This is a genomic window from Streptomyces sp. NPDC059740 (assembly GCF_042733155.1).
Lineage (GTDB): Bacteria > Actinomycetota > Actinomycetes > Streptomycetales > Streptomycetaceae > Streptomyces.
This window is the reverse complement of the sequence record NZ_JBHWGP010000012.1, coordinates 93,866-120,232: the sequence shown is the minus strand read 5'-3', so window position 1 is coordinate 120,232 and position 26,367 is coordinate 93,866. Positions and strand designations below refer to the sequence as shown.

Here is a 26,367-nt window from a genome sequence, read left to right as displayed (position 1 = left end):
GCACGGAAGCCCCGGCGGGGCACCTCACCTACGGGCCCGCTTCTCACTCGTCGGCGGAGGCCCCGCCGTTCACGGTCAGGACACCCTCGATGCCCGCCAGGGTGTTGACCAGGCCGTCCAGGTCGCCCTTGCCGTCCAGCGAGACGCTCACCTCCGCGACCCCGGCACCCGAGGCCCCCGACCCGCCGGCGTGCGTCTCGCTCTCCTTGCGCAGGCGCCGGCTGGTGGTGGCCTCCGCCCGCTCCACGTCCGTCGTCTCCAGGTGGACGACCGAGAAGCCGGCCTCGGTGATGGCGCTGAGCAACTCGCGCAGCAGCCCCTGCCCCTCCAGGTACTGGATGCGCATGCGGGGGTAGCCCGTGCCGAGCAGCCGCGCCGAGGCCCGGGCGACGACCGGCAGGAAGAGGACCGCCAGGAAGTAGGCGACGGTACCGACGACGGCCAGGACCGGGAGGCCGGCCGCCGCTGCCGCTCCCACCCCGGCGGTGAGCCAGACGCTGGCGGCGGTGGTGAGCCCGCGCACCGCGTCCCGCTTGACGAAGATGACGCCGCCGCCGATGAAGCCGAGCCCGGAGACGATCTGCGCGGCCACCCGGGAGGGGTCGAGGACGACGTGGTCCGAGACCAGGACGTCGGTGAAGCCGTACTTGCTGACCAGGAGGAACAGGGCGGAGCCGAGACCGACCACGGTGTAGGTCCGCACCCCGGCGGCCCGCTGCTTCAGCTCGCGTTCCAGGCCGATGGCCGCGGACAGGAGGAAGGCGATACCCAGGTAGCCGATCTGGGTCCACCCCTGACCACTCGGCTCACCCCAGGCAAAGTGCACCATATCGGTCATCATAGGGTTCCCTCCCGCAACGGTCGCGCCCACTGTCTGCCACTCGGCCCGCAGCAGCGCCTTGCCCGCCACCGCGCTCTCACACCTGTGAGCTGGGCAGAGGCAACCGACGAGGCGCCGTGCGGGCTGCCGGGAAGGGCCGAGGGGGCGACAGGCCGGGTGACATTCCGGCCCGGTGGGACGGGCGCGGGCCGAGCCGGGAGGACGCGCAGGGCACCACCGCCCCGCCACCGGGGGCGGGGCGACGCCGGCCGGGCTCAGGGGGAGCTGACCCGGTCCGCCTCGATCACCAGGAGGACCCGCACCTGTTCCCGGCCGCCGCTGAACTCCCACGGGTAGGGCCGCCCGAGGTACTTCTGCGAAACGGTGTCGATGTGCTCGGCGGCCCCCTCGGTCCGCACCTCCACCACCCGGCCGCGCACCTGGAAGTAGCGGTGCGGGGCCTCGGGGTCGGAGACGGCGACGGCCACCCGGGGGTCGCGCCGCACGTTGCGCACCTTCTGGTGCGTCAGGACGCTGTTGACCAGGACGTGCTCGCCGTCGGTGTCGACCCAGGTCTGGGTCAGCTGCGGGGAGCCGTCGGGCATCGTGGTGGAGAGGTAGCAGGGACTCGGCCCGCGCAGCAGGTCGAGGAGGTCGTCGGGGAGTTCCACAGTGGCTCCTTGGGATCGGTGGGCTGCCTGCCCCATGGTCGGCGACGACGCCGGCGCCCGTCCCACCGGCCCCGCCGGACCCGGTGACGGCACGTCCGGCGGCCGACCGGCGGAGGTGCAGGGCCCACGTCCCGTGGCCGACGGGCGGAGGTGCAGGGCCCACGTCCGGTGGCCGACGGGCGGAGGTTCAGGCGAGCGGCCGGGTGCCGACCACGACCGTGGCGTCACGCTCCTCGTCCTCGGCCACCCGGGGCAGCAGCCCCGCGTCGGTCAGGACGGCCACTGCGCGGTCCGCCTGCCGGCTGCTGACCTCCATGAAGAGGTGCCCGCCCGGCGCGAGCCACCGCGTCGCGCGGGCGGCCACCCGCCGTTGGACATCGAGGCCGTCGCCCCCGCCGTCCAGGGCCACCCGCGCCTCGTACAGCCGCGCCTCGGGCGGCAGCAGCGGGATCTCGGCGGTGGGCACGTAGGGGGTGTTGGCCACCAGGAGGGTGACGCGTCCGCGCAGCCCGGCGGGGAGCGGGGCGTACAGGTCGCCCTCGTGGACGGTGCCGCCCAGCGGCGCCAGGTTCCGCCGGGCGCACGCCACGGCTGCGGGGTCGATGTCGGCGGCGTGCAGTTCGGCGACGCCCGCACCGGTGGCCGCCAGCGCGGCGGCGAGGGCGACCGCCACCGCGCCGGAGCCGCAGCACAGGTCGAGCACCACGGGGTCCGGTGGCGCGAGGGCCAGCGCGAGGTCGACGACGGCCTCCGTCCGCCGGCGCGGGACGAAGACCCCCGGGTCGAGGCTGATCCGCCGGCCGTGGAACCGGGCCCAGCCGACGACCTGCTCCAAGGGCAGGCCGGCCGTCCTGCGATCCAGCATCCGGGTCAGTTCGGCGGGGTCGCGGGCGGTTTCGGAGAGCAGACGCGCCTCCTCCTCCGCGAAGACGCATCCCGCGCCACGCAGCGCAAGGACGAGGGCTTCGGGGGAGAGCGGCGGGCAGGAGGCGGGTGACGCGGGGTGCCTGACGGACACAGGTGACCTTTCGGAGCGCTCAAGGGGCGCTCCGGGTTGCCTATGCGGGACCTGCCGCGCAACCCCGGCGGGTGAGCGCCCCACCGTGACGTGCCGTGATGGGTCTCACCTCCTCGGTCGGACTTCGCCTGGACCCGGGAATGATACCGAAGAACGGGCGTCGCGGGCGGCCCGGCGCGGGGACTCCCCCTACGCCCCGGAGGCATCGCCCCGCCCCCACTCCTTCACGCATGCTTCACGGTGGCCGCCTCCTGTGAGGATCTGGTGTCCCCCGCCTTGCCGGAGGCTGTCACAGCGGGCGCAAATCCGCTCTTCCCGCCTGGCGGTGCAGGCGACGGACCGTCACAGACCCTCCCCGCGCGCACCCGCCCTCCTCACTCATGTGATCGTAGAGAGACCTCCGGCCTTCGGGCCGGGCCGTGCACGGCCACCCCCCACCACCTGGAAGGGCTGCACGGCACGCACATGGAGAAAGGTTTTTGTCATGCCCCTTGCACTGTTCCGGAGGAAGGCGTCCGGACGCTCCCCGGCGGGGGCCGGGCTCCTCCACCCCGTCCCCTCGGGAGCGGGAGCGTTCCACTGCCGGGTGCTGGACCCCGTCGGCGAGCCGATGGCGGGCGCGGAGGTCACGCTCACCTCGGTGCAGACCGGCAAGGTGGCGGTGAAGGCCACGACCGACCCCTACGGCCTGGTCTTCGTGACCCTGCCGCCGGCCCGTTACGGGCTCCTGATCTCCGCGTCCGGTCTGCGACCGCACCAGGAGACAGTGGAGGTCACCGCGGACCGCACCTCGCAGGTCACCACCGTCCGGCTCGACGTGGGACGCTCGCCGACCCTGCCGCAGCCCGGATCCTGGGTCTTCGACCCGCCGCACACCGCGATCCGCTTCATCGCCAAGCACGTCGGCATGGCCCACGTGCACGGCCGCTTCACCCGCTTCGACGGGCGCATCGAGGTCACCCCGGACGTCGCCGACACCCGGATCGACGTGCGCATCGACGCCTCCAGCATCACCACCGGCAACCGGACGCGCGACGACCACCTGCGGTCGGCGGACTTCCTGGACGTCGAGCGCTACCCGTACATCGACTTCTCCTCCGACGGCCTGTCCTACCGGGGCGGTTCGAAGTGGACGCTCAACGGCGCGCTCACCATGCACGGCGTCAGCCGCACCGTCGGACTGGACACCACCTACCTGGGCGTCGTCAACGGCGGTTACGCGGAGGAGCTGCGCTGCGCCGCCCTGGCCGAGGCCGAACTGCACCGCGAGGACTACACCCTGAACTGGCGCTCCATGCTGGCCCGAGGCATCGCCGTGGTCGGGCCCACGGTCAAGCTGGAGCTGGACGTGCAGGCGATGTACCGCAGCTCGGACACGCCGACGCCCCCGGAGTAGGCGGTAGTCCCGCCGGCGGCGCGGCCCCGGGGGCGACGGCTCCCGGGGCCAGTCCCGGCCAACCGGCGGACACCGGGGACTACGCCGCGCGGCGAGAGGGCAGGGCTGGGACGGCCACCGTCCGACCCGCCCGAAGGACCGCACGTGCCCCCGGACACCTCCCGCACTCGCTCCACGCACCCCTACCGGCCCTCCGGCGGCTCACGCCGGCCTCCTCACCCCCGCGACACCGCCCCGGCGACGGCGTTCCGGGCACCGCGCCCGGGACCGCACCGTTGACGGCCCGCCTCCGGCGCACCAGACTCGCGGCGCCGGGCAGCCCGGCAGTCGACTCCCGGCATCCGCACAGCGACTGACGAGACGTTGAGGAGACAGGGTATGCACAGACCCGGAACCGGACGGCTGGGGCGGCTGCTCCGGCACGTCCTGCCGGTGACCGTACTGGCGGCCGGCACACTGACGGTCGCCGGCCCCGCCCGGGCGGCCGACCACCCCTCGCCCGCCGACACCGACCTGGCCCGCTACGTCAACCCGTTCGTCGGCACCCGGCCCGGCGGCGCGGACTACGGCACGGGAGGCGGCGCGGGCAACACCTTCCCCGGTGCCGACGCACCGTTCGGCATGGTCCAGTGGAGTCCCGACACCGACAAGAGCCAGCCCGGTGGCTACGCCTGGGACGACGACAAGATCAAGGGGTTCAGCCTCACCCACCTCTCGGGGGCCGGCTGCAACGGCGACCAGGACCTGCCCTTCATGCCCTACGCCGGGGACGTCACCACCTCCCCGGCCGCCGACCCGGGGCACTACCTCGACGGCTTCTCCCACGACGACGAGTCGGCATCCCCCGGCTCCTACTCCGTGAAGCTCGCCTCGGGGACGAAGGTCGAACTGGCCGCCACCCAGCGTTCGGGGGCGGGCCGCTTCACCTACCCGGCCGGGAAGACCGCGACGATGCTGCTCAACGTCTCGGGGTCGATCGGCGGGGCCTCCGACGCCCAGGCGCGCGTCACCGGTGACCGGACCGTGACCGGCTACGTCGCCAGCGGCCACTTCTGCGGCGGCGACAACACCTACAAGGTCTACTTCTCGGCCACCTTCGACCGCCCCTTCGCCTCGGTCGGCACCTGGCACGACGACGAGGTCGACCCCGGGGCGAAGACCGTGCGGGGCACCGCGAAGGCCAAGGTCCCCACCTCGCACGCCGCCCGGACCACGGGCGGCGACCACGCGAGCGGCGACCGCCGGCCGCTGGACGCCGGCCGGAGCGCGATGACCGCCCCGTCCAAGGCGACCAGCGTGTCCGGGCCCGGCTCCGGCGCCTACGTCACCTTCGACACCTCCCGCGGGGCGAGCGTGGGCGTGAAGGTCGGCCTCTCCTACGTCAGCGTCGCCGGTGCCGCCGCGAACGCCCGGGCCGAACAGGGCCACGCCTCGTTCGACAACGTTGTCCACCGCACCCGTGCGGCGTGGAACTCCCGACTCGGCCAAGTGGCCGTCTCCGGCGGCACCCAGGCGCAGCGCGCCACCTTCTACACCGCGCTGTACCACTCGCTGCTCCAGCCCAACGTCTTCAGCGACGCGGACGGCCGGTACGTCGGCTTCGACGACAAGGTCCACCACGCCGCCCGCGGCCACGCCCAGTACGCCAACTTCTCGGGCTGGGACACCTACCGCTCGGAAATGCAGCTGGTCTCGCTGCTCGCACCGCACGAGGCGGGCGACATGGCGCAGTCGATGTACAACCAGGCGCACCAGGCGGGGGACGTGTGGGACCGGTGGTCGGTCAACAACGACTTCGAGGGCGTGATGACCGGCGACCCCTACCACTCGATCATCGCCAGCACCTACGCCTTCGGCGCCACCGGCTTCGACGCCCGGGGAGCGCTGGCCTCCATGGTCAAGGGCGCCACCACCGTCCAGTCCTCCGACGCGCCCTACATCGAGCGGCCCGGGCTGGCGGACTACGAGAAGCTGGGGTACATCCCCGGTGACGTGAGCACCACCCTGGAGGACACCACCGCCGACTTCGGCATCGCCCAACTGGCCGGGCGGCTCGGCGACACGGCGACCCACAACACCTTCATGGAGCGTGCCCAGAACTGGCAGAACATGTTCAACCCGGCCCTGGGCACCATCCAGCCCCGCAACCGGGACGGGTCCTTCGTCAGCCCCTACAGCCCCGCCGACCCCTCGCTCTACGTGGAGGGCAACGGCGCCCAGTACCAGTGGATGGTCCCCTACGACCAGCGCGGCCTGTTCGACGCCATGGGCGGCGACGAGAAGGTCGTGGGCGCGCTGGACCAGTACTTCACCAAGCTCAACGCCGGCCCGAAGGAGCCCTACGCCTTCCTCGGCAACGAGCCCTCGCTGGGCACCCCGTGGTCCTACGACTACGCCGGCGCGCCGTACCGCACGCAGGACGTGGTGCGGCAGGCGGTGGACACCCTCTACCAGCCGACGCCGGACGGTCTGGTCGGCAACGACGACCTCGGGGAGATGTCCTCGTGGTACGTGTGGGCCGCGATGGGCATGTACCCGGCGGTCCCCGGTCGCGCCGAACTCGCACTGGCCAGCCCGCTGTTCCCGCACGTCACGGTGCGGCGCGGGAGCGGTCAGACCCTCTCGGTGAACGCCCCCGGGGCCTCCTCGGCGGCGCGCTACGTGCACGGGCTGAAGGTCGACGGCAGGCGCAGCGGCAAGGCGTGGCTGCCGGAGAGCTTCGTGCGTGAGGGCGGGCGGCTCGACTACACCCTGTCCACCTCGCCGGACCGCTCCTGGGGCTCGGCCGCGAAGGACGCGCCGCCCTCCTTCCGGCAGGGCGAGCAGCCGTACCTGACCGGAACCGGCCCGGGCCGGGTGAAGGTGCAGCCGGGCAAGGGCACCGAGACGGCCACCGTCGACGTGACCTCGCTGCGGCGTGCGGGCACGACCGTCCACTGGAAGGCGGACGCCCCCGAGGGGGTCACCGTCTCGCCGTCCTCGGGCGAGTTCGCGGTACCGGGGGCCGGCCACGCCTCGACGAAGGTCACGGTGTCGGCTGCGGCGGGCACCAAAGCGGGCTTCTACCACGTCCCGTTGACCCTCACGGGCGCCGACGGCAGCACGCTGCCGAAGGCGGCGCTGGCGGTGACGGTGGGCACGCCGGGGACCGTGCTGTGGTACCTCAACGGCAACGGAATCTCCGCCGACGACGCCAACCCCACTGCCAACTTCGACGGGGGCGGCTGGAGTTACTCCGGGCCGGCGCTGGCCGCCGCCGGGGCGGCCCCGGGCGGCACGGTGACGGCGGGCGGCTTCACCTGGGCCTGGCCGGAGACCGGTGAAGGGGTGCCGGACAACATCGTCGTGGGCGGTGGCGAGAGCCGGGTCCTGGACGTGCCGGCCGCCTCGGCGGGCGCCGGCCGGCTGAGCCTGCTGGGCAGCGCCACCAACGGCCCCAGCCACGGGACGATGGTCCTCACCTACACCGACGGCACCACGCAGGAGGTGGAGCTGGGCTTCAGCGACTGGACCCTGGGCGCGGGCGCGCAGCAGCCCTCGTACGGCAACACGGTGGCGCTCCACACCCCCTACCGCGACGTCGCGTCCGGCGGGAAGGAGGAGGTCGGCACCTACGTCTTCGCCTCGGCCCCGGTGGAGCCGGCGGCCGGCAAGGAGCTGCGCAGCGTGACGCTGCCCGCCACGGTGACGGGAGGTGCGATGCACGTCTTCGCGGTGGCGGTCGGCTGAGCATCCCGGCACCGCTTCCGGGGTGCCCTCGCACGGTCGCACCGCGACGGCACCCCGGGCCCGGCCGGCTCTTCCCGGCCGGGCCCCGCACGACCCCTTGTGGCGACCGTCACCCTGCTTGCACCGCCTCCGAACAGGCATGTCTCACCAGCTCTCTCGTATCGTGAGACGACTGGACCGAGGGGCGGGCAGGCGCGGTTATCGTGGTCGCCATGTTCGGACAAGCGTGCGCCCTGACCATGGCGCTTTTCTCAGCGACGACGTGGAGCGTCGACGACGCCCTCTGTCGTCGCTGAAACGCGTCTCCCGGCCCGCGACGGCCGCACGCCGTCGCCGCGCGTCACGCATGTCCCTCACCGCCACGCCCGGCAGCCCGCCGGCGTCCGGCGCGGGCAGCCACGGACCACCGGGATGCCGCCGCCGGAGTGGCTCAAGGACTTCGCGCACCGGCATCGGCGGCCCCGCCCCCGTGGTGCGTGTCCCGGGGACCGACCCACCGCCGCACCCGTCCCGCGTCCCCCGTCGGAGGAAGTCGTTGACCACCCAGGCATCCCCCACCCGGCCGCCTGCCTCTGAGGCAGCCCCGCGCCGCGGCCTGCTCGCCCCCTCCCCCACCCGTCTTCCGCTGCCCACCCCGGCCGAGCCGCCCACGGTCCGCAGGGGGCCGCTCGCCGTCGCCGCCGTGATCGGCGCCGCGCTGACGGCCTACGTGTGGGCCCGGCACGGCGCCGAACCGGGCGTCCTGCTCCTCCTCGGGATCGCGCTCGGGGTGGCCCTGTTCCACTCGCGGTTCGGCTTCACCTCCGCCTGGCGGCAGCTCATCGCCGTCGGCAACGGGGTCGGCCTGCGCGCCCACACCGTGCTGCTGGGCGCCACCGCCACGCTCTTCGCGATCGTCATCGGCACCGGTAGCGGGCTGTTCGGCTCGGTGCCGCAGCCCAGCGGCGGCCCGCTGGGGATCGCCCTGGTCATCGGCTCCTTCCTGTTCGCGGTGGGCATGCAGCTGGGCGGCGCCTGCGCCTCCGGGACCCTCTTCGCGGTGGGCTCGGGCCAGACCTCCATCGTGCTCACGCTCGGCGGCTTCGTGGCGGGGTCGACGCTCGCCGCGTGGCAGTTCCCGCTCTGGAGCGACCTGCCGGCCTTCCCGTCGGTGGTCCTCTCCGACCACGTCGGGTGGGCGGGTTCGTGGGCGCTGACGGTGGCCGTCCTGGCCGTCGTCTTCCTGGTCTCGCGCCGGGTGCAGGCCCGGCGCAACCCGCCGCCGGCCGGTGTCGCGCCGTCCGCGCGGGGCTTCCTCGCCCGCACCGTGCGCGGGTCCTGGCCGCTGTACGCCGGCGCCGGCGTCCTCGCCGTGCTGGGAGCGCTCGTGCTCCTGGTCTCCGGCGGCGCCTGGGGCGTGACCAGCGCGTTCGCCCTGTGGGGCGCCAAGCTGGTGAGCGCGCTCGGCGGCCACCCGGAGACCTGGGCCTACTTCCAGCAGCCGAAGAACGCCGCCCAGCTCTCCGGTCCGGTCCTCGCCGACAAGACGAGCCTGACCGACATCGGCGTGATGGTGGGCGCGGCCGTCGCGGCAGCGGTGGGCGGCGTGTGGCGGCTGCACCGCAGCGTCCCCGCGCGCACGGCGGTGGCCGCGCTGCTCGGCGGCGTCCTCATGGGCGTCGGCGCGCGTCTGGCCTCCGGCTGCAACATCGGCGCGTACCTGGCCGGCATCGCCTCCGGGAGCCTGCACGGCTGGGTCTGGGGGGCCGTGGCCCTGGTCGGGACCTGGGTGGGGCTGCGGCTGCGCCCGCTGTTCGGGCTGGGCAACCCGCGGCCGGGCGACTCGGTCTGCTGACCCGCCCGGCCGACCGGTCCGGCCACCCGTCCCCGCCCCGCCGGTGGCTCGGGCGGCGCGGGGCGGTGCGGTCGGCGGTCGGGGCCGACCGCACCCCGCCGCCGGCAGGGCTCAGCGCGTGCCGTGCGGTGCGTCCGCCGGCTCCAGGACGAACACCGGGATCTCCCGGTCGGTCTTGGCCTGGTAGTCGGCGTAGTCGGGGAAGGCCGCCACTGCCCGCTTCCACCAGGCGGCCTTCTCCTCCCCGGTGACCTCGCGCGCGGTCATGTCCTGCCGCACCGGGCCGTCCTGCAACTCCACCCGCGGGTCCGCGACGACGTTGTGGTACCAGACCGGGTGTTTCGGAGCACCGCCCAGCGAGGCCACCGCGGCGTACCGGCCCTCGTGCTCCACGCGCATGAGGGGCGTCTTACGGATCTTCCCGCTCCGGGCGCCGCGGGTGGTCAGCACGATCACGGGCAGGTCCCGCATCGTCGTCCCCTCGGTACCTCCCGAACCCTCGTACAGGGCCACCTGATCGCGTACCCACTGCTGCGGGCTGGGCTCGTACTCACCGGTGAGCGGCATGCTCCCTCGTCCTCCTCGTGGTCGACGCCTGGTCACGGTACGGCCCGTCGCCGGGTCCGACCGCCGTCTCCCTTGCCTTCCCCGGGCCCCGCGCGGTGAACCTGACGGCTCCGCCGCCGGCTGCCTCCGCCACTCGGCCCACCCGCAGTGAGAGGGCCCGGCGGCCCGGGAAGAGGCACCGCATGACCGAGCACTTCGACAGCACGCCCGCCGTCCCCGGTGCGGACGGGACGGGCGGGCCCCCTTCCACGGGACGTGCGCCGTCCCGTTCCGCCGACGGGCCGCCGTACCCGGGACACCTGGTGCCGCCCGGCGTCAGCGACACCACGGTCGAGGCCCTGGGGGTGCTCTCCGAAGCGCTGGAGACCACGGAGCGGGCACGCGGGCACCTCTACGCCTTCCACCAGCTCACCGGGGGCGCCGACTGGCGGCTCGACGAGGCGGTGCGGCTGCTGCGGGAGGCGGGCCACGAACCCCACGCCCGCCTGGTGGAACGCAAGCTGGTCGGACGCGACGTCATTCCGCAGCACTGGACGTACCAGATCGTCGAGGCCTACGAGGACACCTACTACCGCGTCTTCCGCGAGGTGGAGGAACAGGTACGCCAGGACCTGGCGGCCGGCCGCCGGCACCTGTACGAAGCGCGGATGCAGGCCCGGCGCCGGCCGGAGCCGGAGGCCGGCTGACCGCCGCGCCCGGCACCGGCCGCCGCCCCGGGCCACCGGGCCCGGAGGACGGCGAAGGCCGGGGCGCCGGTGGCCGGGGCGCGCTTCCCGCCCCCGGACCTGCGGCCGTCCGGCATCATCGACGCGATGGAACACACCGACCCCGTCCCCTCGTCGCCCCAGCCCGCGCCGTCCCCGCTGGCGGACCTGTACGGCTCGTTGTCGGCCCTCGCCTACGCCATGACCGGGACCCGCGCCCACTCCCGGTTGCGCACGGAGTCGGGGCTGGCCGTCGACCGGGCCTCGCTCGCGCTGCTGCGGGCCCTGGTGGCGGCCTGCGAACCGCTGCGGCTGGGCGCGCTGGCCGAGAGCCTGATGGTCACCGCACCCCATGTGACCCGCCAGGTGGCCCTGTTGGAGGACGCCGGCCTGGTGCGGACCGCCCGGGACGCCGGCGACCAGCGGGTACGCCGGGTGGCCGCCACCGCCGAGGGCGTGGCGGTGGTGACGCGGGCCGAGGAGGCGGGCACCCGGCGCCTCGCCGAGGCCCTGACCGGTTTCACCCCGGCGGAACTCCAGGTGGCTGCGGACGTGGTCCGGCGAGTGGTCGACGCCTACCAGCTGCGGTGACCGGCGACTGCGCGCCGGGGGGCGGGTCTGCGGCGGGTTGCGGGGCCGGGGCGGCCGGCGGGCGGTGTCACGGGCGCGGGGTCCGGGCGGGCTGCGGGCGGGGGCGTGCGGGGGCGCGCAGCACCAGGTCCTCCACGCCTCCCATCACCAGCAGGAGTCCCAGCATCAGGGGCGGCAGCAGGAGCGCGAGGAATATCACGACGGGCCTTCCGGCAGGAGGAGACGTCTGCACCGCCCTCGCCCGCCCCCACACCGCCGGCGCGGGGTCGGTCGCGGGCCGTGCGCTTTCACCACGCGCCCGGGTGGCGCGCGGCCAACGCCTTACTGACCGTGTGACCGCCCGACGCCGAGGGATGCCGCCGGTTTCGGTCTGATCCGGCGTCCATAAGGGCGCGGCCCGCAGACGCGGGGGGGCGGGCGCCGTGCCGCGTGGGGCGGCCGGGCCGCCGCACCTCGCGGGCTCCGGGGCGACGGGGCGCTCCCCTGGTATGGCGGCGGGCCCGGGCGGCGGAAAAACCCGTGGGTGTGAAGAACCCGGGAGGGGGTACGGGCGGCTTGGGAAGCCAGGGCACCTCAGGGGGGCGCCCTTGTTTCACAAGTGGCAGCGTCAGAGGCAGGTGCTCAGTGGTGCAGGACGGGATGACAGTGACGGCAGAGGACGGAACAGCACTGTGCGGCGGCCCGCTGCGGGCCAGCGCGACCTACAACGGCGGTTCGGCCTCGATCGGGGTGGCACGCGACTTCGCCACCCGGTTCCTGACGCAGGCGCAGAGCGAGTTCGGCATGCCTGTCACCGACCGGCTGGTCGGCACCGTCCAGCTCGTCGTGAGCGAGCTGGTCACCAACGCGTGCAAGTACGCCCCCGGCCCGTGCCTGCTCGACCTCGCCGTCGAGGGCGACCTCCTCCACGTCTCCGTCTGGGACACCGAGACCGTCATGCCGGTGCCCCGCGCGCCCGAGTCGGGCCGTATCGGCCAGCACGGCCTGGAGATCGTCCTCGCGCTGTGCCAGGACTTCGCGATCCGGCGCCAGGCCGGCGGCAAGCGCACCACCGCGACCCTCCGCCTCACCGGCGAGCTCTGACGAGCAGGCCCGTCCGGGCCGTCCACTCGCCTCCTCCGGCCGGGCCGGCCCGCCACCTCGTACGCGGGTGAGCCGCACGCACGGCCCGCCGTCACCGACTGCCCGCTCCCGCGCCACCCGCGCCACCCGCGCCACCCGCGCCACCCGCGCCACCCGCGCCAGCTGACCGTAACCGGCTGTCGCCCTTATGGCACCCCCCGCTCCCCGGAAGCGGCGATTTCACCTTCCCGACCTGCGCGAGCGGTCCCTGGCGACCGGGCCACGGGGCCACCTGTTCACGGTGGGACGCCGGGAGGCCCGGCATCCCGCCGCGAACAGGTGGCCCTACCGGCCCTCGGCGGCCCTCACAGCTCGTCCCGCATGTCGCTGACCTCGGCGATGCCGCGCAGCTCGTCGTCCTGCTGCTGCCGGTCCCGCGCCCACTCCCGCAGCTCGGCGAGGCGCTCGGGGTCACGGGCCGTGTCCGAGTCGACCATGACCCGCACCGGGTGCCCCTCCCCGTCGGTGTCGACCTCCACGAACTCATGGTCCATGCGGCCGGTGATGGCGATGGTGACGAGGGTGGAGACCTCCTCCCTCATCTGCGGTGTCACCCGCCCCTCGTCCTCGCCCAGGTCGATGTCGATGTTGCCGACCCGCTGTTCGCGGATCGCCGCCATGATCGGGTCGACCATCCGCATGAGCAGCTCGAAGTCTGCGTCCGCCATGCGCGCCCGGAGGGCGTCGAGGTAGAGCAGCACGGGGTGGGTGTCCGGCAGACCCGGTTCCTGGGGTTCGTCCGTCATTGCTCCATCCTGCCCGCGACGGGGGCTCCACACCGCGTGCCGGCACCGCGCGTCGGTGTCGCGGTTCCGACGCGGACGGCCGTGCCGGCCGGGGCCGGGCACGACGGGTACGAGTGTGCTGTCCTGGCCTCATGCCCCGTGACCCCGGTGGGGAAGCCCGTCGGCCGTCCCGGTCGCGGGGCCGGGCGCCGACCGGGCAGGACTGGCCCGTTCAGGTGCCGGGCGCGCGGCCCGGCTCCCGGAACCAGGCGACGGCCCGCTGCGCCACTTCCTCCAGGGCGCCCGGTTCCTCGAAGAGGTGGGTCGCCCAGGGCACCACGTGCACCCGGGACGCCTCCGGCAGCCGGCGGACCGCCTGTTCGTTGAGGTCCAGGACGGTGGTGTCCTGCCCGCCGACGACGAGGAGCACGGGGGCCCGCACCCCGTCCAGGGCGTCACCGGCCAGGTCCGCCCGGCCGCCCCGGGAGACCACCGACCGCACCGGCTCGGGACGGGCGGCGGCGGCCACCAGCGCCGCGGCGGCCCCGGTGCTGGCCCCGAAGAGGTGGGGCGCGAGGCCGCGCGCCGGCTCGTGCCCGGCCAGCCAGTCGACGGCCGCCACCACCCGCGCGCCGAGGAGCTCGATGTCGAACCGGTACTCGGCCGTGTTGACGTCCCGGCTCTCCTCGTCCTCGGTCAGCAGGTCCATCAGGAGGGTGCCCAGCCCCTCGCGCTGCAGCGCGGCGGCCACCGCGCGGTTGCGGGGACTGTGCCGCGAGCTGCCGCTGCCGTGGGCGAACACCACGACGTCCGCTGTCCCCGTCGGCAGGAGGAGATCGCCGTGCAGCGTCACCTCGCCCGCCGGGATCGCCACGGCCTCCTCGTACATCGCACTCTCCCCTCACTCGTCTGCGGCACCGCTCACTCCCCGGGTAGCCCGCCGGGCCCGGAACATGACCGGGGCGGGCGAGCACCCGTCCGGGCCTGCGCAGAACGGACCGGTGCCCGGGGCAACCTGCCCCCGGCGGGCCGGGCGCCCGTCCGGCGATCTCCGCCGGTGGGTGCGAGACTGCCGAGGGAGGAGGTGACCATGTCCACGGACTCCCTCTCCGAGCCGCAACCGCTCCCGGGCGCCGACGGGTCGCTGGAAGCGCTTCAGGAGCAGGCCCAGCACGCCACCCCCACCGACCTGCACGACCTCGTCAACCGGCACGCCACGGCCTGCGGCCTGCAACGTGTCGTCATCCATCTGGTCGACATCCAGCAGCGCCGGCTGGCCTCCCTGGGCGAGGGCCGTCCGCCACTGTCCGTGGACACCTCCACGGCGGGCTGGACGTACCGCACCATGACGAGCCGGGTGGAGGAGGCCGGGGACGGATCCATGCTGATCTGGCTTCCGCTGGTCGACGGCGTGGAGCGGCTGGGCGTGCTGGAGGTCCACAGCGCGGTGGTGGACGCCCCGCGGATGCAGCGCGCCCGGGCGCTCGCCTCCCTGCTGGCGCCGGTGATCACCTCCAAGCGCGCGTACAGCGACACCTTCGTGCGGCAGTCACGCACCCGGCCCATGGAGGTACCGGCCGAGATGGTGCGCGCGTTCCTGCCGCCCCGCACCATCGGCAACGACCAGGGGGTGTCGACGGCCGTGCTGGAGCCGGCCTACGAGATGGGCGGTGACGCCTTCGACCACGCCATGACCCGCTCCACCCTGCACACCTCCATCGTCGACTCGATGGGGCACGACCTGGCTGCCGGACTCGCCACCGCGGTGGTCATGGCGAGCTGCCGCAGCGGCCGGCGGGCGGGGGCGGACCTGAGGGAGACCGTGGCCACCATCGACAAGTCGCTCTCCCGCTGGCTGCCGGACCGCTTCGCCACGGGAATCTTCGCCCAGCTCGACCTGGCGTCCGGGCGGCTTCGGTGGATCAACTGCGGTCACCCGCCGCCGCTCCTGATCCGTCGCGACACCGTGCTCGCGGGCGCCCTGGAACGCCCGGGGCAGCTGCCCATGGGCCTGCCGTCCTCGCTCAGCGACGAGCCCCGCACGGTCCACGAGGCCGGCCTGGAGCCGGGCGACCGGGTGCTGATGTACACCGACGGGGTCACCGACGTGCGGGGCGCGGACGGGGAGGTGTTCGGGCTGGAGCGGTTCACCGACTCCATCATCCGCGCCTCGGCCGCCGGTGAGCTGGCGTTCGAGACCCTGCGGCGTCTGATCCACTTCATCGTGGACGACCAGGACAACGAGTTGCGTGACGACGCCACCCTGCTGCTGTTGGAGTGGCGGCCGGGCGACGGCGGCTCGGTCACCGCGCCCGGCCGGCCCCCCTCCTACTGACCGCGCCCGCCGGGCTCCGTGTCCGGGCACTCGGGCCGCCGCTGCGCGGGGAGCGCCGGGCGGTCACGCCTGTCCGCCGCTCACCCGGCGGGCGGGCAGCGCCTCACCCGCCGCCGAGGGCGAGCGCCTCCTCGTACTCCCCGGTGCGCTCCCCGGACGCGTGGGCGGCGAGGCGGTCGAGGCGGTCGGCGGTGTCGGTTCCGGCAGGCGCGGTGTACACCACCAGCGTCTGGTCCGGGTCGCCGGGCAGGGCCAGCGACTCGAAGCCGAAGTGCAGTTCGCCTGCTTGTGGGTGGCACATCCGCTTGGTGCCGTGGGTCTTCTCCTTGACCTGGCGGGCGTTCCACAACCGGACGAAGTCCGGCCCGGAGGCGCTCAGTTCGCTCACCAGGGCGTCGGTCCGCCGGTCCCCGGGGTGCCGTCCCGCGTCCAGCCGGAGGTGGGCCACGGTGTCGGCTGCCACCGACTCCCAGTCGGGGTAGACCTCCCGCGCTGCCGGGTCGAGGAAGACGGCGCAGGCCATGTTGCGTCGCCGCGCCGGCATGCCGCTGAACCCCACCACCGCGTCGCCCAGCGCGTTCCAGGCCAGGACGTCCATGCGCCGGCCCAGCACGAAGGCGGGTGCCGCCCCCACCGCGTCCAGCAGTACCCGCACCCCTTCGCGCACCGGCGCGGCGTGTCCGGAGCCCGGGGGCCGGTGGAGCGCCGGGCTGCGGCGGTCGGCGCGGACCAGGTCGCGCAGGTGGCCGTGTTCGGTGGCGTCCAGCCGCAGGACCCGCGCCACGGCGTCCAGGACCGCGTCGGAGACGGAGGCGCCACGCCCCTGTTCCAGCCGGACGTAGTAGTCGACGCTGACACCGGCGAGCTGCGCCACCTCCTCACGCCGCAGGCCGGGCACCCGGCGGCGGCCGAAGGCGGGGAGCCCGCAGTCCTCCGGGCGTATACGGGCGCGGCGCGAGCGGAGGAACTCGCCGAGTTCGCTGGAGTGCATGCGCAGAGCGTATGAGGTGGTGCACGCGTCGGGCCCGGGAATTGCGGTACGGGGCCGCCCGGCCGCGTGCTGCGGGCCGGCGTCCCCGCGGTGCGGCCGGCCCGCTGTCCGGCGCCCGTCCCGCTCACCGGCCGAGGCAGTCCACGAACCTGACGGCCTCCCCACCGGCCGAACAGAAGTCGTGCTGGCTGTGGTTGGCGAACAGGCACATGTCGTAGCGGACGGTGCGGGGGCCGCCGCCCTGGCGCCGGTACTCGTGGTGGCCGGAGAGCTGGCAGGAGTCGTAGCGCACCAGGGGGCCGCGGGGCCCCGCGCGGTACCGGTGCGGCCGGGTGCCGGCGGCGAAGTCCCGGAAGGCGTGGGCGGTGTCGTCGCAGTCGTTGAAGTGGACCGTCCCGCTGTCCCAGGCGCAGTCGATGACGACCGTGTCGGGGCCGCGGACCTCGAACCGGATGTCCTCGGCGTGGAAGCGCTGCACCGAGTCGTGGTGGGGGCCCCGGGGGAAGCGGAAGAAGGTGCTGGTGGGGCCGTCCTTCCCGGCGCCGCCGGGACGCCGGCCGGTGACGATGTACGAGCCGCCGCGGCAGGTGATGGACCCGCCGTAGGGGAAGTCCAGGAAGTCGCCCCACTCGTACTCCACCTTCATGTCGGTGAACCAGTAGTTCAGGAACTGGTCCTGCGCGGCCACGTCGGTGGTCCGGTGGGAGAGCCCGGAGTACAGGAACGCCCTGCGGTAGGCGCCACCGACCCGGCACGCCTCCCAGCGCATCTCCGAGTTGGTGTTGCTGCCGTCCAGGGCCAGCCCGTAGCCCCACTCCCCCGTCCACTCGCACTCGCTGAACCGGTAGTCCTGTGCCTGCCCCGTCGAGTACGAGGAGAAGAAGGAGACGCCCGGGGTGGCGGAGCGGAAGGCGATCCGCTCGAAGGAGACGTTGGCCCAGGCGTCGTTGTTGCGGCAGAGGTAGGTGTCGGCGGCGGCGTCCTCGTCGTGCGGCCGTGCAGGCGCGAAGACGATCTGGGTCATGCGCTTGCCGGCCCCTTCGAACCGCAGCCCGTTGGCCTTCAGGTGTGACCCGTCGGCGTCGAGCAGGGCTCCGGGCCGCCGTACCAGGTAGGTGCCTGCGGGGACGGTGACGACGGTGCGGCCGACGTGGTCCCACACGCGGCTCTCGGCGTGCCGGTAGGCACGCGCGAACGCCTCGCTGTCGTCGGTGCGTCCGTCACCCCGGGCACCGCAGTCGCGCACCACGTCGACGGTGTCCGAGCCGCGCGGCGGTCTGCCCGTCACCACCGGAGCCACCGGGGCGCGGCCGTCCGCGGGGCCGCGGTCCGCGTCGCAGCCCGCCGCCACGACGCCGAGCGCCGCCGCGGCCCCGGCGAGCACCGCCCGCCGCGGGGTACCGGAGGTTGACGGGCGGGGCGCGGCTGCCAAGATGGGCTCCTTCGCGGGGAGGACGGTGGGTGGGGGAGATGGCACGTTACGTGACGGCGTGGCGGGCGTTGCGCACCGCGCAGAAGACGTCCCGGGGGGTGTCGCTGTACTCGCGGTGGGTCAACCGCCCGGTGGGACGGGTGTTCGCCGCGGCGGCCTTCCGGCTGGGCATGACGCCGGACCAGGTGACCGCGGCCAGCGCCGTGGTCAGCCTGGCCGGGGTGGCCGCGGTGGCCTGGTTCCGGCCCGCGCCGTGGCTGGGGCCGGTGGTGTGGGCGGCGCTGGCGCTCGGGTTCGCACTGGACTCGGCCGACGGGCAGCTCGCCCGGCTGCGCGGGGGCGGCAGCGCTGCGGGCGAGTGGCTCGACCACGTCGTGGACTGCGTGAAGACGGTGACCCTGCACGCGGCGGTGGCCGTCTCGCTGCTGCGCTTCCCGGTGGACGGACGGTGGCCCCTGGACGGGCGGTGGCCGGTGGTGCTGCCGTTCTGCTTCCAGACCGCCGCGGTGACGGTGTTCTTCGGCGGGGTGCTCCGCGAACTGCTGGGCCGGCGCGCCGCCCCCGCTCCCCCGGCGGGCCCCCCGTCCCGGGTGCGCGCCCTCGCCCTGCTGCCGGTGGACTTCGGGGTGGTGGCCCTGGCGTTCGTCACGCTGGGGTGGCCCGGGGTGTTCACCGTGGTCTACGGGCTCCTGGCGGTGGCGCATCTGCTGTTCCTGGTCGCCTTTCTGGCCAAGTGGTACCGGGAGCTGTCGCAGGCCGGGTGAGCGGAGGGGCGGGCGCGGGCCGTCTCTTGCGGCCCGCGCCCGCCCGGGGCCGGCACCCCGCCGCCCTCAGGCGGGCCCGGCCCGGCGGTCCAGGGTCCGGCGCAGCAGGGAACTGGAGGTGTGGACGGTGTAGGGCAGGTACACCACCTCCACGCCCACCGCGGCCATGTCCTTCTCCAGCCGGCGCCCCTTGTCCGTCCCGCGCCAGTCGTCGCCCTTGAACAGCACGTCGAAACGGACCTGTTGCCAGGCCCGTACCTTCTCCGGCTCCGTCTCGACGAAGGCGGCGTCCACGTGGCGGACGCTGCGCACGATCTCCAGGCGCTCGGCGAGCGGGACGACGGGGGCGCGCCCCTTCGCGCGCACCGCCATGGCGTCGGAGACCACCCCTGCCACCAGGTGGTCGCAGCGGGAACGGGCGTGACGCAGGATGTTGAGGTGCCCGATGTGGAACAGGTCGTAGACGCCGGGGGCGTACCCCACGCGGTAGGTCACGGGCTCCCCCCGGCGGCGTCCTCGGGCACGGTCATTTCTTCGCGGTGACGTAGACGGGGCCGTTGCGGCCGGAGAGGTTGGTTCCGTCGGTGACCTCCAGGGAGTAGCGGTGCTCGGCTCCGGGGGTCACGGTGTCCGTGTACGTCATCGTCGGCCGGTCCCAGTAGCGGGAGTCGCCGGTGACCGTCTTGAGCAGGACGCCGTCGCGGTAGATGCGGTAGGTGAGGGTGCCGTCGTCGCGGTCCCAGGAGGCCTTCCAGCTCAGGGTGATTCTGCCCGAGGCCGTGCTGGTGCCGCTCATCAGGGGCACCTGGGGCGCGCCGGTGTCCGGACTCGCGGCGAACCGTGTCAGGCCCCGCTGGGGTGCGTCGTTGACCTGCGTGAACTCGCCGCCGGCCCACAGTACGCCGTCGGCCATCGCCAGCGCCCGGGGGCCGATGCCCTCGCCAATGCCGTCGTCGGTGTCGGGGAACCACGGGAGGATGGTGCGGTCGGTGACGGACTGCGCGAGGAAGTGCTGGCGGAAGCCCTCGTCGGGGAAACCGCCGGGCGTGTCCTGGCAGTTGTGGGCGTGGGAGGCGCTGTAGAGGACACCGCCGGTCGCCACCAGGGCCTGCGTGGCGCCGAGGCAGGTGTCCTTCCAGACCATCCCGCCGTCGGAGAGCCGGCCGGCGATGCGGCCGTCGAAGACGAGGTGGCCGGTGCCCTCCGCCCCGACGTAGAAGTTCGTGCCGTCGTTGATCAGGACCTTGACGGCGGACTTGGCCGGGATCCAGCCGGTGAAGGGGTGGGTCACCGCCCCGGTGCCGGCGTCGAGGCCCACCAGTGCCTGGGCCTTGCCCGAGTGGTTGACGGAGGTGAAGCGTCCGCCGACGATGACCTGCTTGTGTGCGGGGTCGACGGTGATCGCGTTGACGCCGGGGTTGGGGTCGTTGGAGATCGAGGACCCGGCGAGCACGGCGTGGAAGGGCCGCAGGGTGCCGTCGGTGGCGAGGGCGGCGAGGCGCTCGCGGGTCTGGCCCTGGACGCTGGTGAAGTCCCCGCCGATGTAGACGGTGTCGGCGGTGACGTCGATCGCCTTGACGGTGGCGTTGACCACCGGCTTCCAGGCCGGGGCGACGCTGCAGTCGGCGGTGGAGAGGGCGGCGGTGTTGGAGCGGCCGATGGTGCCGACGTGCCCGAAGGAGCCGCCGACGTACAGCAGGGACCCGTCGGTGGAGACCCGCAGGGCGCGGACGGTGCCTGTTCCGCCGGTGAACGCCGGCGCGCAGTCCAGCGGTTCGCCACTGGCCGCGTCGAAGGCGGCGAAGTTGGTGCGGGCGAGTTCGCCGGCATCGCCCGGCGCGGTGCCGGGGGGCCGGATGTGGCTGAAGGTGCCTCCGACGTAGACCACGCCGTGCGCCTGGGCCATCGCCCAGACGGTGCCGTCGGTCTGCCAGGTCGGCAGCGGGTCGGCGGTGACGGTGGCGGGGCCCGCGGCGGCGGCAGCGGTGGCCGGGTGCGGCGCGGCGGTGGCCGCCGCGGGCGCCGCCGCAGTGGTGGTGGGGTGCGCGGCGGTGGAGCTGCCGGCGGCAGCGGAGCGTACTGCGGTGCCGGCGGCCGGCGCGGCACGGCCGGGGCTGCCGCTCCGGGCGACCGCGTGGGTCGTGCCGGCGCAGAGCATGACGGAGGTGGTGCCGAGCATCGCGGAGGCGAGTACGGCGGCGATGGTTGGTGCGCGGCGCATGGGTCCCCCCGGGGAGCGCGGCGAGTTGCCTGGAAGGTGCGGGGCGGCCGGTCCGGCGGGCTCGCGCTGCACCGGGCCGTCCGCCCCAGCGGCGGTGCGGGGGCGCCTCCGCCTGGCGCGTGCCCGACTCGGCACGCCCGGACGGCGGTTCCCTCACACCCTCTGGACACGGGTCACGAGTCCGGCGCGCGGCCCCGGCGCAGTGCACCGAGGAGCGTGCCGGCCCCCAGAGCTTCACGATAGCGCCACATTGCCCCCGCAAAGGCCGTAATGGACAAAGGGATCGCCGGCACCGCGCCGCCGGGAGTGTCACCGCCCAGGCACCGCACCACCCCCGCCACGGCAACCGTCCAGCCGGCCGCGGCCACCGCCGCGCGGTACCCGCGGTCGACCGTGCGGAAGCCCAGCCGCCACCGGGCCAGGGCCGCGGCGGCGAGGTTGTCGGTGACGACGGCGGCGCCCCAGGCCGCCGCCGCGCCCAGCGCGCCCCAGCGGGGCGCCCACCACAGGCCCAGGCCCACCTGCACCGCGAAGGCCGCGGCGGCCACGGCCAGGTTGTCGCGGCTGCGCCCGGCCATCAGCAGCAGGGTCTGGGCGTTGCCGACGCCCACGTTGACCAGGCTGCACAGCGCGAGGACCGTCAGGGCGGGCGCGCCGGAGGCGAAACCGGCACCGAACAGGGCGAGGGCGGTGTGCGGGAAGAGGGCCAGGAGGGCGAGCACGGGCCAGGAGAACAGGGCGATCCAGGTGGTGGAGCGGCCGTGCAGGCGCTGCGCCGCCCGGTGTTCACCGGTGGCCAGCAGGGAGCCGATCCGGGGCGCGACCGCGAGGCGGACCGCGAGCTGCCACAGGGTCGCGGCGGTCACCAGGCGCGTCACCGCGGTGTAGACGCCGGCTTCGGTACCGGAACCCGACAGTGCCAGCAGGGGAACTCCGATCCAGACCGCCGCGATGTCGAAGAGCGAGGCGAGGGCGCGGGGCCGCGCGAAGGCCCAGAACTCGGCCTTGGGGGGCGGGAGTTGCGGCACGGCCGGGCGGGCGCGTCGCTGCCCGCGCAGGAACAGCCAGGCCGCCGCCGTCCCCAAGGCGGTCGGGGCGAGCCAGGCCGCGCCCAGCGTCACCGCGCCCGGCGCCGCCCACACCAGGGCCGCCCAGGTCAGCGCCGTCCGGGCCAGCGGCTTGCCGATCTGTTCGACGGTGACGAAGGCGAGGACGGAGCCGTGTCCGCGGCTGGCGGCCAGGACGACGAGGCCGGCGGTGGCCACCGGCAGGAAGACGGCGAAGAGCACCATGAGGTGCCGTGCGTCGGTGGCGGCGAGGTCCGGCATCAGGCGCGGCGCCAGACCGGGAGCCAGTGCCAGGACGACGGCGGTGGCGGTGGCGAGCGCGCAGGAGGGCAGCAGCGCGGTCCGCAGCAGCCCCCGGACCGCTCCGCCACCGGTGAGGGCGAGGTCCCGGGCCACGAAGCGCACCAGGGCGGTGTCCGCGCCGAGTTTGCAGGCGTTGCCCAGCACGGTGAAGACGGCGATACCGGTGAAGAGGGCCCCGGTGCCCGCCGCGCCCGCCCCGTGGCTCACCAGGGCCACCAGCGCGAAGCCGCTGACCGCGTTGACCGCCGAGCCGAGCAGGGCGAACCAGCCGCCGCGCGCGGTGGCCCCCTCCGCCCCGCGCGGCGGTGACGGGTCCTGCGGCTCGGCGGCGTCGGGCGGATCCGCTCCCTCCGCGGGAGCCGTGCCCGTCACGGCAGGCGCAGCCCGGTCGGGTCACCCGGGTGGGGGCCGTCGTCGTACCGCCCGTCGAGGCGTCCGTCCGGCGCCACCGGGTACGGGGACTCGCCGCCGGCGGGCGCACCCGGTACCTGGGCTCCGCGGTCCCGGCGTCGCTTGTTGCGGGCCGGGCCGCCGTCCAGGAGGCGCGCCAGACCGCCCCGGCCGCTGCCGCCGTCCCGGTCCAGGACGGCGCCCAGGATGCGTCCCCCGGCGGCGGTGACGAGTTCCCAGACCCGGTCGAGGTCGTCGCGGCGTACCCGGTCCAGGTCGCAGACGACCAGGACGCCGTCGACCCGCTTGGCGACGGCGAGCCCGTCCGCGTGCGAGAGCAGCGGCTCGGTGAGGACGACCACGTTCTCGTTGGGGTCGTTGGGGGTGGCGAGCAGCCGGGTGAAGGAGGCGGAGGACAGTACACGCGCGGGGTGCTGCACCCGCCGGCCGGGCACCAGGGCGAACTCGCCGCAGATCCCGGCGTCCACGGTCAGCCGTTGCTCCCCCGGCCACTCCCCCAGCGTGCGGGGGTCGCGGATGGTGCGGCGGACCGGGAGCACCCGTTCCAGCAGCGGGTCCCGCAGGTCGGCCTCGACCAGCAGGACGTCGTTGCCGATCTCGGTGAAGGCCCCGGCGAGGTTGACGGCCACCTCCACCGCCCCGGAGTGCTCCCGCGGCGCCACCACCAGCAGGCTGCCGCGTCCGGCGAAGCGCCGGTCGTGCACCAGGCGGAAGGCGATGGTGCGGTAGGCCTCGGCGCGGTTGCCCGCCCGCGGGCGTCCCACCTCCATCACCGCCTGGCTGCGCGGTCCGCGCGGGAGGATGCCGAGGACGGGGGCGCGGAGGTTGTCCTGGACGTCGGCGACCGAGCGGACACGGGGTTCGAGGACCGCGCGGACCCAGGCGCCGAGCAGGCCCAGGGCGAGTCCGGCCACGGCGCCCATCAGGAGCAGCAGGCCGAGTCCGGGGCCTGCGGGGTGGGCCGGCGGGTCGCCGCGCCGGACCACCTCGCCCGGCGTGGTGTCCAGCGACTTCAGGCTGGAGGTGCGGGAGCGCAGGTCGGCGATCTGGCTGACCAGGTCGGCGCGTTCGGAGAGGTCGGTGTCCTTGGTGGGGTCGTCGCCCGCCGCGAGCCGGTGGTCCAGCGCGGACCTCTGCTCCACCAGCGGGTCCAGTTCCGCCGCCAGCTTCTTCACGGAGGTGTCGATGCGGTCCTTGGCGGCGTCCTCGCGGTAGGCGAAGTAGGCGGCCACGAAGGCGTTGACCCGTCGGGCGGCCTCCCGCGGGGTGGTCGCGGTGTAGTCGAACTGGAGGGTCTGGGTCTGCGGCGGGTTGCTGACCTGGAGGTCGCGTTGGATGTCGGCGACGGGCAGCGTCAGGTGCAGGGCGTTGGCCGCGCGGCCGGCGACGGCGGCGCTCTGTGCGATCTGCCGCTCGGTGGCCATGCTGACCTGCTTGTCCGCCGACAAGCCCTCGGCCTCGAAGGGTGCGGTGCTGATGGCCTGGACGACGACCTCGCCGGTGGCGGTGTACCGGTCGCCCGTCAGCAGGTCCACGGCGACCCCGCCGAGCAGGCCCAGCACCAGCCCGACCAGGATGAGGGAGCGGTAGCGCAGGAGCTGGCGCACCTGGTCGCGGAGCTGGTCGGGCTCTTCGAAGTGGTCCTCGGTGGCGCTCAACGCGTGACTCCCTCAGGTGGCAGGGGACGGGGGGCCGGTGCCGGCATCAGGGCGGGGGCCGGGGGCCCGTTGCTGTGCCTCGGGGCTCGCCGGCTGACCAGGAAGGGCAGCACCACCACGAGCGCCAGGGGCCCGAGGACGCCCAGCAGGGAGCCGCGCAGCAGGACAAGCTGGTAGAAGCCGGCGGCCGGCACCAGCAGGGCGCCGAGGGTGCCGGAGCGCCGGTGCCGGTGGAAGATGCGGTCGACCCGCGTGCTGACGGCGCCCAGCAGGGCGAAGAGCGCCACGACGGCGGCCGGTCCGGCCCACAGGTAGGTCTCGATCCACAGCGGGGCCGAGAGGTTGTCGAAGCTGTAGCCGGCGTGCCGCGCCAACAGGACGCCCGCGTCGTCGGGTTTGCCGGGCCACAGCGAGCGGGGCACGAAGAAAAGCGGCGGGCCGAGCGCGGCGGTCGGGGTGAAGCCGTGTTTCGCCACGTAGTCGACGCCGGTGGCGATCTGCTGGAAGGCGTCGTAGTCGCCGTTGGTGGTGAACTGCTCGGCCAGGGAGACCACCTGGACGTCGCCGTGGGTGTCGTAGCGGAAGTAGTCGCTGTAGGGGAAGACGACCAGCACGGTGGCCGTCAGCACGCCCGCCACCACCCGGAACGCCCGGGGCCGGGCCGTCACGGGCAGACTGAACACCAGTGTCAGCAGGACCGTCCCCGCCCAGAAACGGGGCTGGCTGACGGGGTTGTTGACGACGACGTTCACCGCGACCAGCGCGGGCAGCAGCAGCCACCGCAGGCCGCGCAGCACCCGGTCGCCGCCGCGCACCCGTTGCACGTGGGCGAGCGCGGCGAGGGCTGTGAAGGCGGGCACGCTCAGGCCCCAGGCGGCCAGCGCGCGACCGGCCGAGTCGTTGGAAGCCAGTTGTTCCGCCGCGGTGTTGGCGGCCTGCCGGCTGTGGAAGAAGGCGGCCGGTCCGCCCTGCTGGATGATGAGCACCACGGCCAGGAGGAGCGCCGCGGCGCTCAGCAGCAGGACCCGGGCGGGGGCCATGGTGCGCGACAGCAGCGGCCGAAGGACCGTGGAGGTGTGGGTGGGCCGCCGGCCGGCGAGCGCGGCGCCCACGCTGTAGGCGGTCAGGCCTGCCTCCACCAGGGCGCACGCGGCGAATGCGGTGTCCGCGTCGACCACGAAGCCGCGAGGATAGGTGCCGGTGGCCAGCATCGGCAGGGGCGCCAACCCCAGCCACACGTAGGAGAAGAGCCAGAACCCGAGGGCGCTCACCCGGGATGTGGGGGCGGTGAGGACGCGCGCCAGGGCCGTTCCGGCGTGGGCCACCACCACGCACTGCAGGGCCGTGGCGGCTCCGAGGCGCGCAGTGGCCCCGTGGAGGACCAGCAGTGGCAGGGCCACGACCAGGAGGAGGGTCCACACGCACAGCGCGACCACCGAACGCGCCTGCCGCGTACCGGTGTTCGTACTCCGCGACGTGCGGTGCCGGACCGGGGCGCGGTGCGGCGCCGCAGGCTGTTCGCTCTCGCCCATCCCTCCCCCTCCGCCACCCGGGGTCAATGTAGGCGATCTGCGGCAGGCCGGCGGGCGAACCGGGTGGTTTTCGTCGCGGACCTGCCTGGCCGGCCTCACCGTTGAACTGCTGCAGCTCGGCCTCGGAATCCGTGCAGACCTCCCTCATGACCTCTCCGCACAGCGTCATGATCTCGTCCGCCATGGCGCCACGCCGGCACTTGGTGAGGAGAACCGACTGGGCGTGGAGGTTGTGGATGACATGACGGCCTGTGCGCACATCAGGATGCGCATTCCCACGTGGTGACATGAGGCACGTTTGTATGATCACGGTGTGCAGCTCCGGTCCGGCTTCCGCGTCTGTCCCAACGGTCCGCAGCGCTCGGCGCCGGCCAGGGCCTCCGGGTGTGCACGAGTGGTCTTCAACGACGCGCTTCGCGTCCGTGAGACCGGGGAGGAGTCCCGGTCTCACCAGCGCTCCGCAGGCTGATACCGCC

General features: G+C 74.4%; 23 protein-coding genes. 9 read left to right on the top strand and 14 right to left on the bottom strand.

What is annotated here, in order from left to right:
- Positions 1-43: 43 nt before the first annotated feature.
- The 3 genes from ACFV3R_RS17015 to ACFV3R_RS17005 form a co-directional block, all read right to left on the bottom strand.
- Positions 44-829 carry an MgtC/SapB family protein gene (locus tag ACFV3R_RS17015; protein WP_385582597.1) on the bottom strand — a complete coding sequence of 262 codons (786 nt, stop codon included), beginning with the start codon at positions 827-829 and terminating at the stop codon, positions 44-46.
- A 266-nt stretch (positions 830-1,095) separates the two neighbouring features.
- On the bottom strand, positions 1,096-1,491 hold the full coding sequence (locus ACFV3R_RS17010; protein WP_385582593.1) for a TIGR03618 family F420-dependent PPOX class oxidoreductase: 396 nt from the start codon (positions 1,489-1,491) through the stop codon (positions 1,096-1,098).
- Positions 1,492-1,678: 187 nt separating this feature from the next.
- Positions 1,679-2,509, bottom strand: a complete 831-nt coding sequence (locus ACFV3R_RS17005; RefSeq protein ID WP_385582590.1) for a putative protein N(5)-glutamine methyltransferase — start codon at positions 2,507-2,509, stop codon at positions 1,679-1,681.
- 484 nt (positions 2,510-2,993) lie between these two features.
- Between ACFV3R_RS17005 and ACFV3R_RS17000 the strand changes: the two genes are divergently transcribed.
- From ACFV3R_RS17000 to ACFV3R_RS16990, 3 genes are all read left to right on the top strand, one after another.
- Complete coding sequence (locus ACFV3R_RS17000) at positions 2,994-3,905, top strand: YceI family protein (RefSeq protein WP_385582587.1); 912 nt, start codon at positions 2,994-2,996, stop codon at positions 3,903-3,905.
- 378 nt (positions 3,906-4,283) lie between these two features.
- Positions 4,284-7,634, top strand: a complete 3,351-nt coding sequence (locus tag ACFV3R_RS16995; protein ID WP_385582584.1) for a GH92 family glycosyl hydrolase — start codon at positions 4,284-4,286, stop codon at positions 7,632-7,634.
- Positions 7,635-8,169: 535 nt separating this feature from the next.
- On the top strand, positions 8,170-9,468 hold the full coding sequence (locus tag ACFV3R_RS16990) for a YeeE/YedE family protein (RefSeq protein WP_385582581.1): 1,299 nt from the start codon (positions 8,170-8,172) through the stop codon (positions 9,466-9,468).
- 111 nt (positions 9,469-9,579) lie between these two features.
- On the opposite strand, the gene ACFV3R_RS16985 is transcribed toward ACFV3R_RS16990, so the two are convergent.
- A complete protein-coding gene (locus ACFV3R_RS16985) occupies positions 9,580-10,035 on the bottom strand; it encodes a nitroreductase family deazaflavin-dependent oxidoreductase (protein ID WP_385582578.1) in 456 nt (151 codons plus the stop codon).
- A gap of 182 nt (positions 10,036-10,217) precedes the next feature.
- On the opposite strand from ACFV3R_RS16985, the gene ACFV3R_RS16980 reads away from it, so the two are divergent.
- Both ACFV3R_RS16980 and ACFV3R_RS16975 read left to right on the top strand, forming a co-directional pair.
- Positions 10,218-10,721 carry a hypothetical protein gene (locus ACFV3R_RS16980; protein ID WP_385582575.1) on the top strand — a complete coding sequence of 168 codons (504 nt, stop codon included), beginning with the start codon at positions 10,218-10,220 and terminating at the stop codon, positions 10,719-10,721.
- Between the two features lie 126 nt (positions 10,722-10,847).
- The gene (locus tag ACFV3R_RS16975) at positions 10,848-11,330 is read left to right on the top strand and encodes a MarR family transcriptional regulator (protein WP_385582572.1); all 483 of its coding nucleotides are present in this window, start codon (positions 10,848-10,850) and stop codon (positions 11,328-11,330) included.
- A 67-nt stretch (positions 11,331-11,397) separates the two neighbouring features.
- Here ACFV3R_RS16975 and ACFV3R_RS16970 read toward each other — a convergent pair whose 3' ends face one another.
- Entirely contained in the window at positions 11,398-11,529 is a 132-nt protein-coding gene (locus ACFV3R_RS16970) for a hypothetical protein (RefSeq protein ID WP_385582569.1), read from the bottom strand.
- A 440-nt stretch (positions 11,530-11,969) separates the two neighbouring features.
- Between ACFV3R_RS16970 and ACFV3R_RS16965 the strand changes: the two genes are divergently transcribed.
- Positions 11,970-12,413: an ATP-binding protein gene (locus ACFV3R_RS16965; protein ID WP_385582566.1), complete on the top strand. Its 444-nt coding sequence runs from the start codon at positions 11,970-11,972 to the stop codon at positions 12,411-12,413.
- Positions 12,414-12,757: 344 nt separating this feature from the next.
- On the opposite strand, the gene ACFV3R_RS16960 is transcribed toward ACFV3R_RS16965, so the two are convergent.
- Entirely contained in the window at positions 12,758-13,198 is a 441-nt protein-coding gene (locus ACFV3R_RS16960; RefSeq protein ID WP_385582562.1) for a hypothetical protein, read from the bottom strand.
- A 211-nt stretch (positions 13,199-13,409) separates the two neighbouring features.
- Complete coding sequence (locus tag ACFV3R_RS16955; RefSeq protein ID WP_385582559.1) at positions 13,410-14,066, bottom strand: dienelactone hydrolase family protein; 657 nt, start codon at positions 14,064-14,066, stop codon at positions 13,410-13,412.
- 201 nt (positions 14,067-14,267) lie between these two features.
- On the opposite strand from ACFV3R_RS16955, the gene ACFV3R_RS16950 reads away from it, so the two are divergent.
- Positions 14,268-15,512, top strand: coding sequence for a PP2C family protein-serine/threonine phosphatase (locus tag ACFV3R_RS16950; protein WP_385582556.1), 1,245 nt, complete (start codon positions 14,268-14,270; stop codon positions 15,510-15,512).
- A 103-nt stretch (positions 15,513-15,615) separates the two neighbouring features.
- Here the strand turns inward: ACFV3R_RS16950 and ACFV3R_RS16945 are convergent, their stop codons facing one another.
- Both ACFV3R_RS16945 and ACFV3R_RS16940 read right to left on the bottom strand, forming a co-directional pair.
- Positions 15,616-16,503, bottom strand: a complete 888-nt coding sequence (locus ACFV3R_RS16945; protein WP_385582553.1) for a helix-turn-helix transcriptional regulator — start codon at positions 16,501-16,503, stop codon at positions 15,616-15,618.
- Between the two features lie 124 nt (positions 16,504-16,627).
- Complete coding sequence (locus ACFV3R_RS16940; RefSeq protein WP_385582551.1) at positions 16,628-17,935, bottom strand: glycosyl hydrolase family 28-related protein; 1,308 nt, start codon at positions 17,933-17,935, stop codon at positions 16,628-16,630.
- 38 nt (positions 17,936-17,973) lie between these two features.
- On the opposite strand from ACFV3R_RS16940, the gene ACFV3R_RS16935 reads away from it, so the two are divergent.
- Complete coding sequence (locus ACFV3R_RS16935) at positions 17,974-18,699, top strand: CDP-alcohol phosphatidyltransferase family protein (protein WP_385582548.1); 726 nt, start codon at positions 17,974-17,976, stop codon at positions 18,697-18,699.
- A 66-nt stretch (positions 18,700-18,765) separates the two neighbouring features.
- Here ACFV3R_RS16935 and ACFV3R_RS16930 read toward each other — a convergent pair whose 3' ends face one another.
- From ACFV3R_RS16930 to ACFV3R_RS16910, 5 genes are all read right to left on the bottom strand, one after another.
- Complete coding sequence (locus ACFV3R_RS16930) at positions 18,766-19,194, bottom strand: adenylyltransferase/cytidyltransferase family protein (RefSeq protein WP_385582545.1); 429 nt, start codon at positions 19,192-19,194, stop codon at positions 18,766-18,768.
- A 31-nt stretch (positions 19,195-19,225) separates the two neighbouring features.
- On the bottom strand, positions 19,226-20,920 hold the full coding sequence (locus ACFV3R_RS16925; RefSeq protein WP_385582541.1) for a fibronectin type III domain-containing protein: 1,695 nt from the start codon (positions 20,918-20,920) through the stop codon (positions 19,226-19,228).
- A 173-nt stretch (positions 20,921-21,093) separates the two neighbouring features.
- The gene (locus tag ACFV3R_RS16920; protein WP_385582538.1) at positions 21,094-22,662 is read right to left on the bottom strand and encodes a lipopolysaccharide biosynthesis protein; all 1,569 of its coding nucleotides are present in this window, start codon (positions 22,660-22,662) and stop codon (positions 21,094-21,096) included.
- Positions 22,659-24,359, bottom strand: coding sequence for a lipopolysaccharide biosynthesis protein (locus tag ACFV3R_RS16915; RefSeq protein ID WP_385582535.1), 1,701 nt, complete (start codon positions 24,357-24,359; stop codon positions 22,659-22,661). The genes ACFV3R_RS16920 and ACFV3R_RS16915 overlap by 4 nt, the downstream gene beginning before the upstream one ends.
- Entirely contained in the window at positions 24,356-25,891 is a 1,536-nt protein-coding gene (locus ACFV3R_RS16910; protein ID WP_385582534.1) for a hypothetical protein, read from the bottom strand. The genes ACFV3R_RS16915 and ACFV3R_RS16910 overlap by 4 nt, the downstream gene beginning before the upstream one ends.
- A gap of 313 nt (positions 25,892-26,204) precedes the next feature.
- Between ACFV3R_RS16910 and ACFV3R_RS16905 the strand changes: the two genes are divergently transcribed.
- Positions 26,205-26,360 (top strand): helix-turn-helix domain-containing protein, encoded by a 156-nt coding sequence (locus ACFV3R_RS16905; RefSeq protein ID WP_385582530.1) that lies wholly within the window; start codon positions 26,205-26,207, stop codon positions 26,358-26,360.
- Positions 26,361-26,367 lie beyond the last annotated feature (7 nt).

Bases quoted from the DNA above. Each gene is read 5' to 3' on its own strand.
- ACFV3R_RS16960 (WP_385582562.1), bottom strand. From the start codon at position 13,198: ATGACGGACGAACCCCAGGAACCGGGTCTGCCGGACACCCACCCCGTG.
- ACFV3R_RS16950 (WP_385582556.1), top strand. From the start codon at position 14,268: ATGTCCACGGACTCCCTCTCCGAGCCGCAACCGCTCCCGGGCGCCGAC.
- ACFV3R_RS16995 (WP_385582584.1), top strand. From the start codon at position 4,284: ATGCACAGACCCGGAACCGGACGGCTGGGGCGGCTGCTCCGGCACGTC.
- ACFV3R_RS17000 (WP_385582587.1), top strand. From the start codon at position 2,994: ATGCCCCTTGCACTGTTCCGGAGGAAGGCGTCCGGACGCTCCCCGGCG.
- ACFV3R_RS17015 (WP_385582597.1), bottom strand. From the start codon at position 829: ATGGTGCACTTTGCCTGGGGTGAGCCGAGTGGTCAGGGGTGGACCCAG.
- ACFV3R_RS16965 (WP_385582566.1), top strand. From the start codon at position 11,970: ATGACAGTGACGGCAGAGGACGGAACAGCACTGTGCGGCGGCCCGCTG.
- ACFV3R_RS16935 (WP_385582548.1), top strand. From the start codon at position 17,974: ATGGCACGTTACGTGACGGCGTGGCGGGCGTTGCGCACCGCGCAGAAG.
- ACFV3R_RS16985 (WP_385582578.1), bottom strand. From the start codon at position 10,035: ATGCCGCTCACCGGTGAGTACGAGCCCAGCCCGCAGCAGTGGGTACGC.
- ACFV3R_RS16980 (WP_385582575.1), top strand. From the start codon at position 10,218: ATGACCGAGCACTTCGACAGCACGCCCGCCGTCCCCGGTGCGGACGGG.
- ACFV3R_RS16975 (WP_385582572.1), top strand. From the start codon at position 10,848: ATGGAACACACCGACCCCGTCCCCTCGTCGCCCCAGCCCGCGCCGTCC.
- ACFV3R_RS16945 (WP_385582553.1), bottom strand. From the start codon at position 16,503: ATGCACTCCAGCGAACTCGGCGAGTTCCTCCGCTCGCGCCGCGCCCGT.
- ACFV3R_RS16955 (WP_385582559.1), bottom strand. From the start codon at position 14,066: ATGTACGAGGAGGCCGTGGCGATCCCGGCGGGCGAGGTGACGCTGCAC.
- ACFV3R_RS16925 (WP_385582541.1), bottom strand. From the start codon at position 20,920: ATGCGCCGCGCACCAACCATCGCCGCCGTACTCGCCTCCGCGATGCTC.
- ACFV3R_RS16910 (WP_385582534.1), bottom strand. From the start codon at position 25,891: ATGGGCGAGAGCGAACAGCCTGCGGCGCCGCACCGCGCCCCGGTCCGG.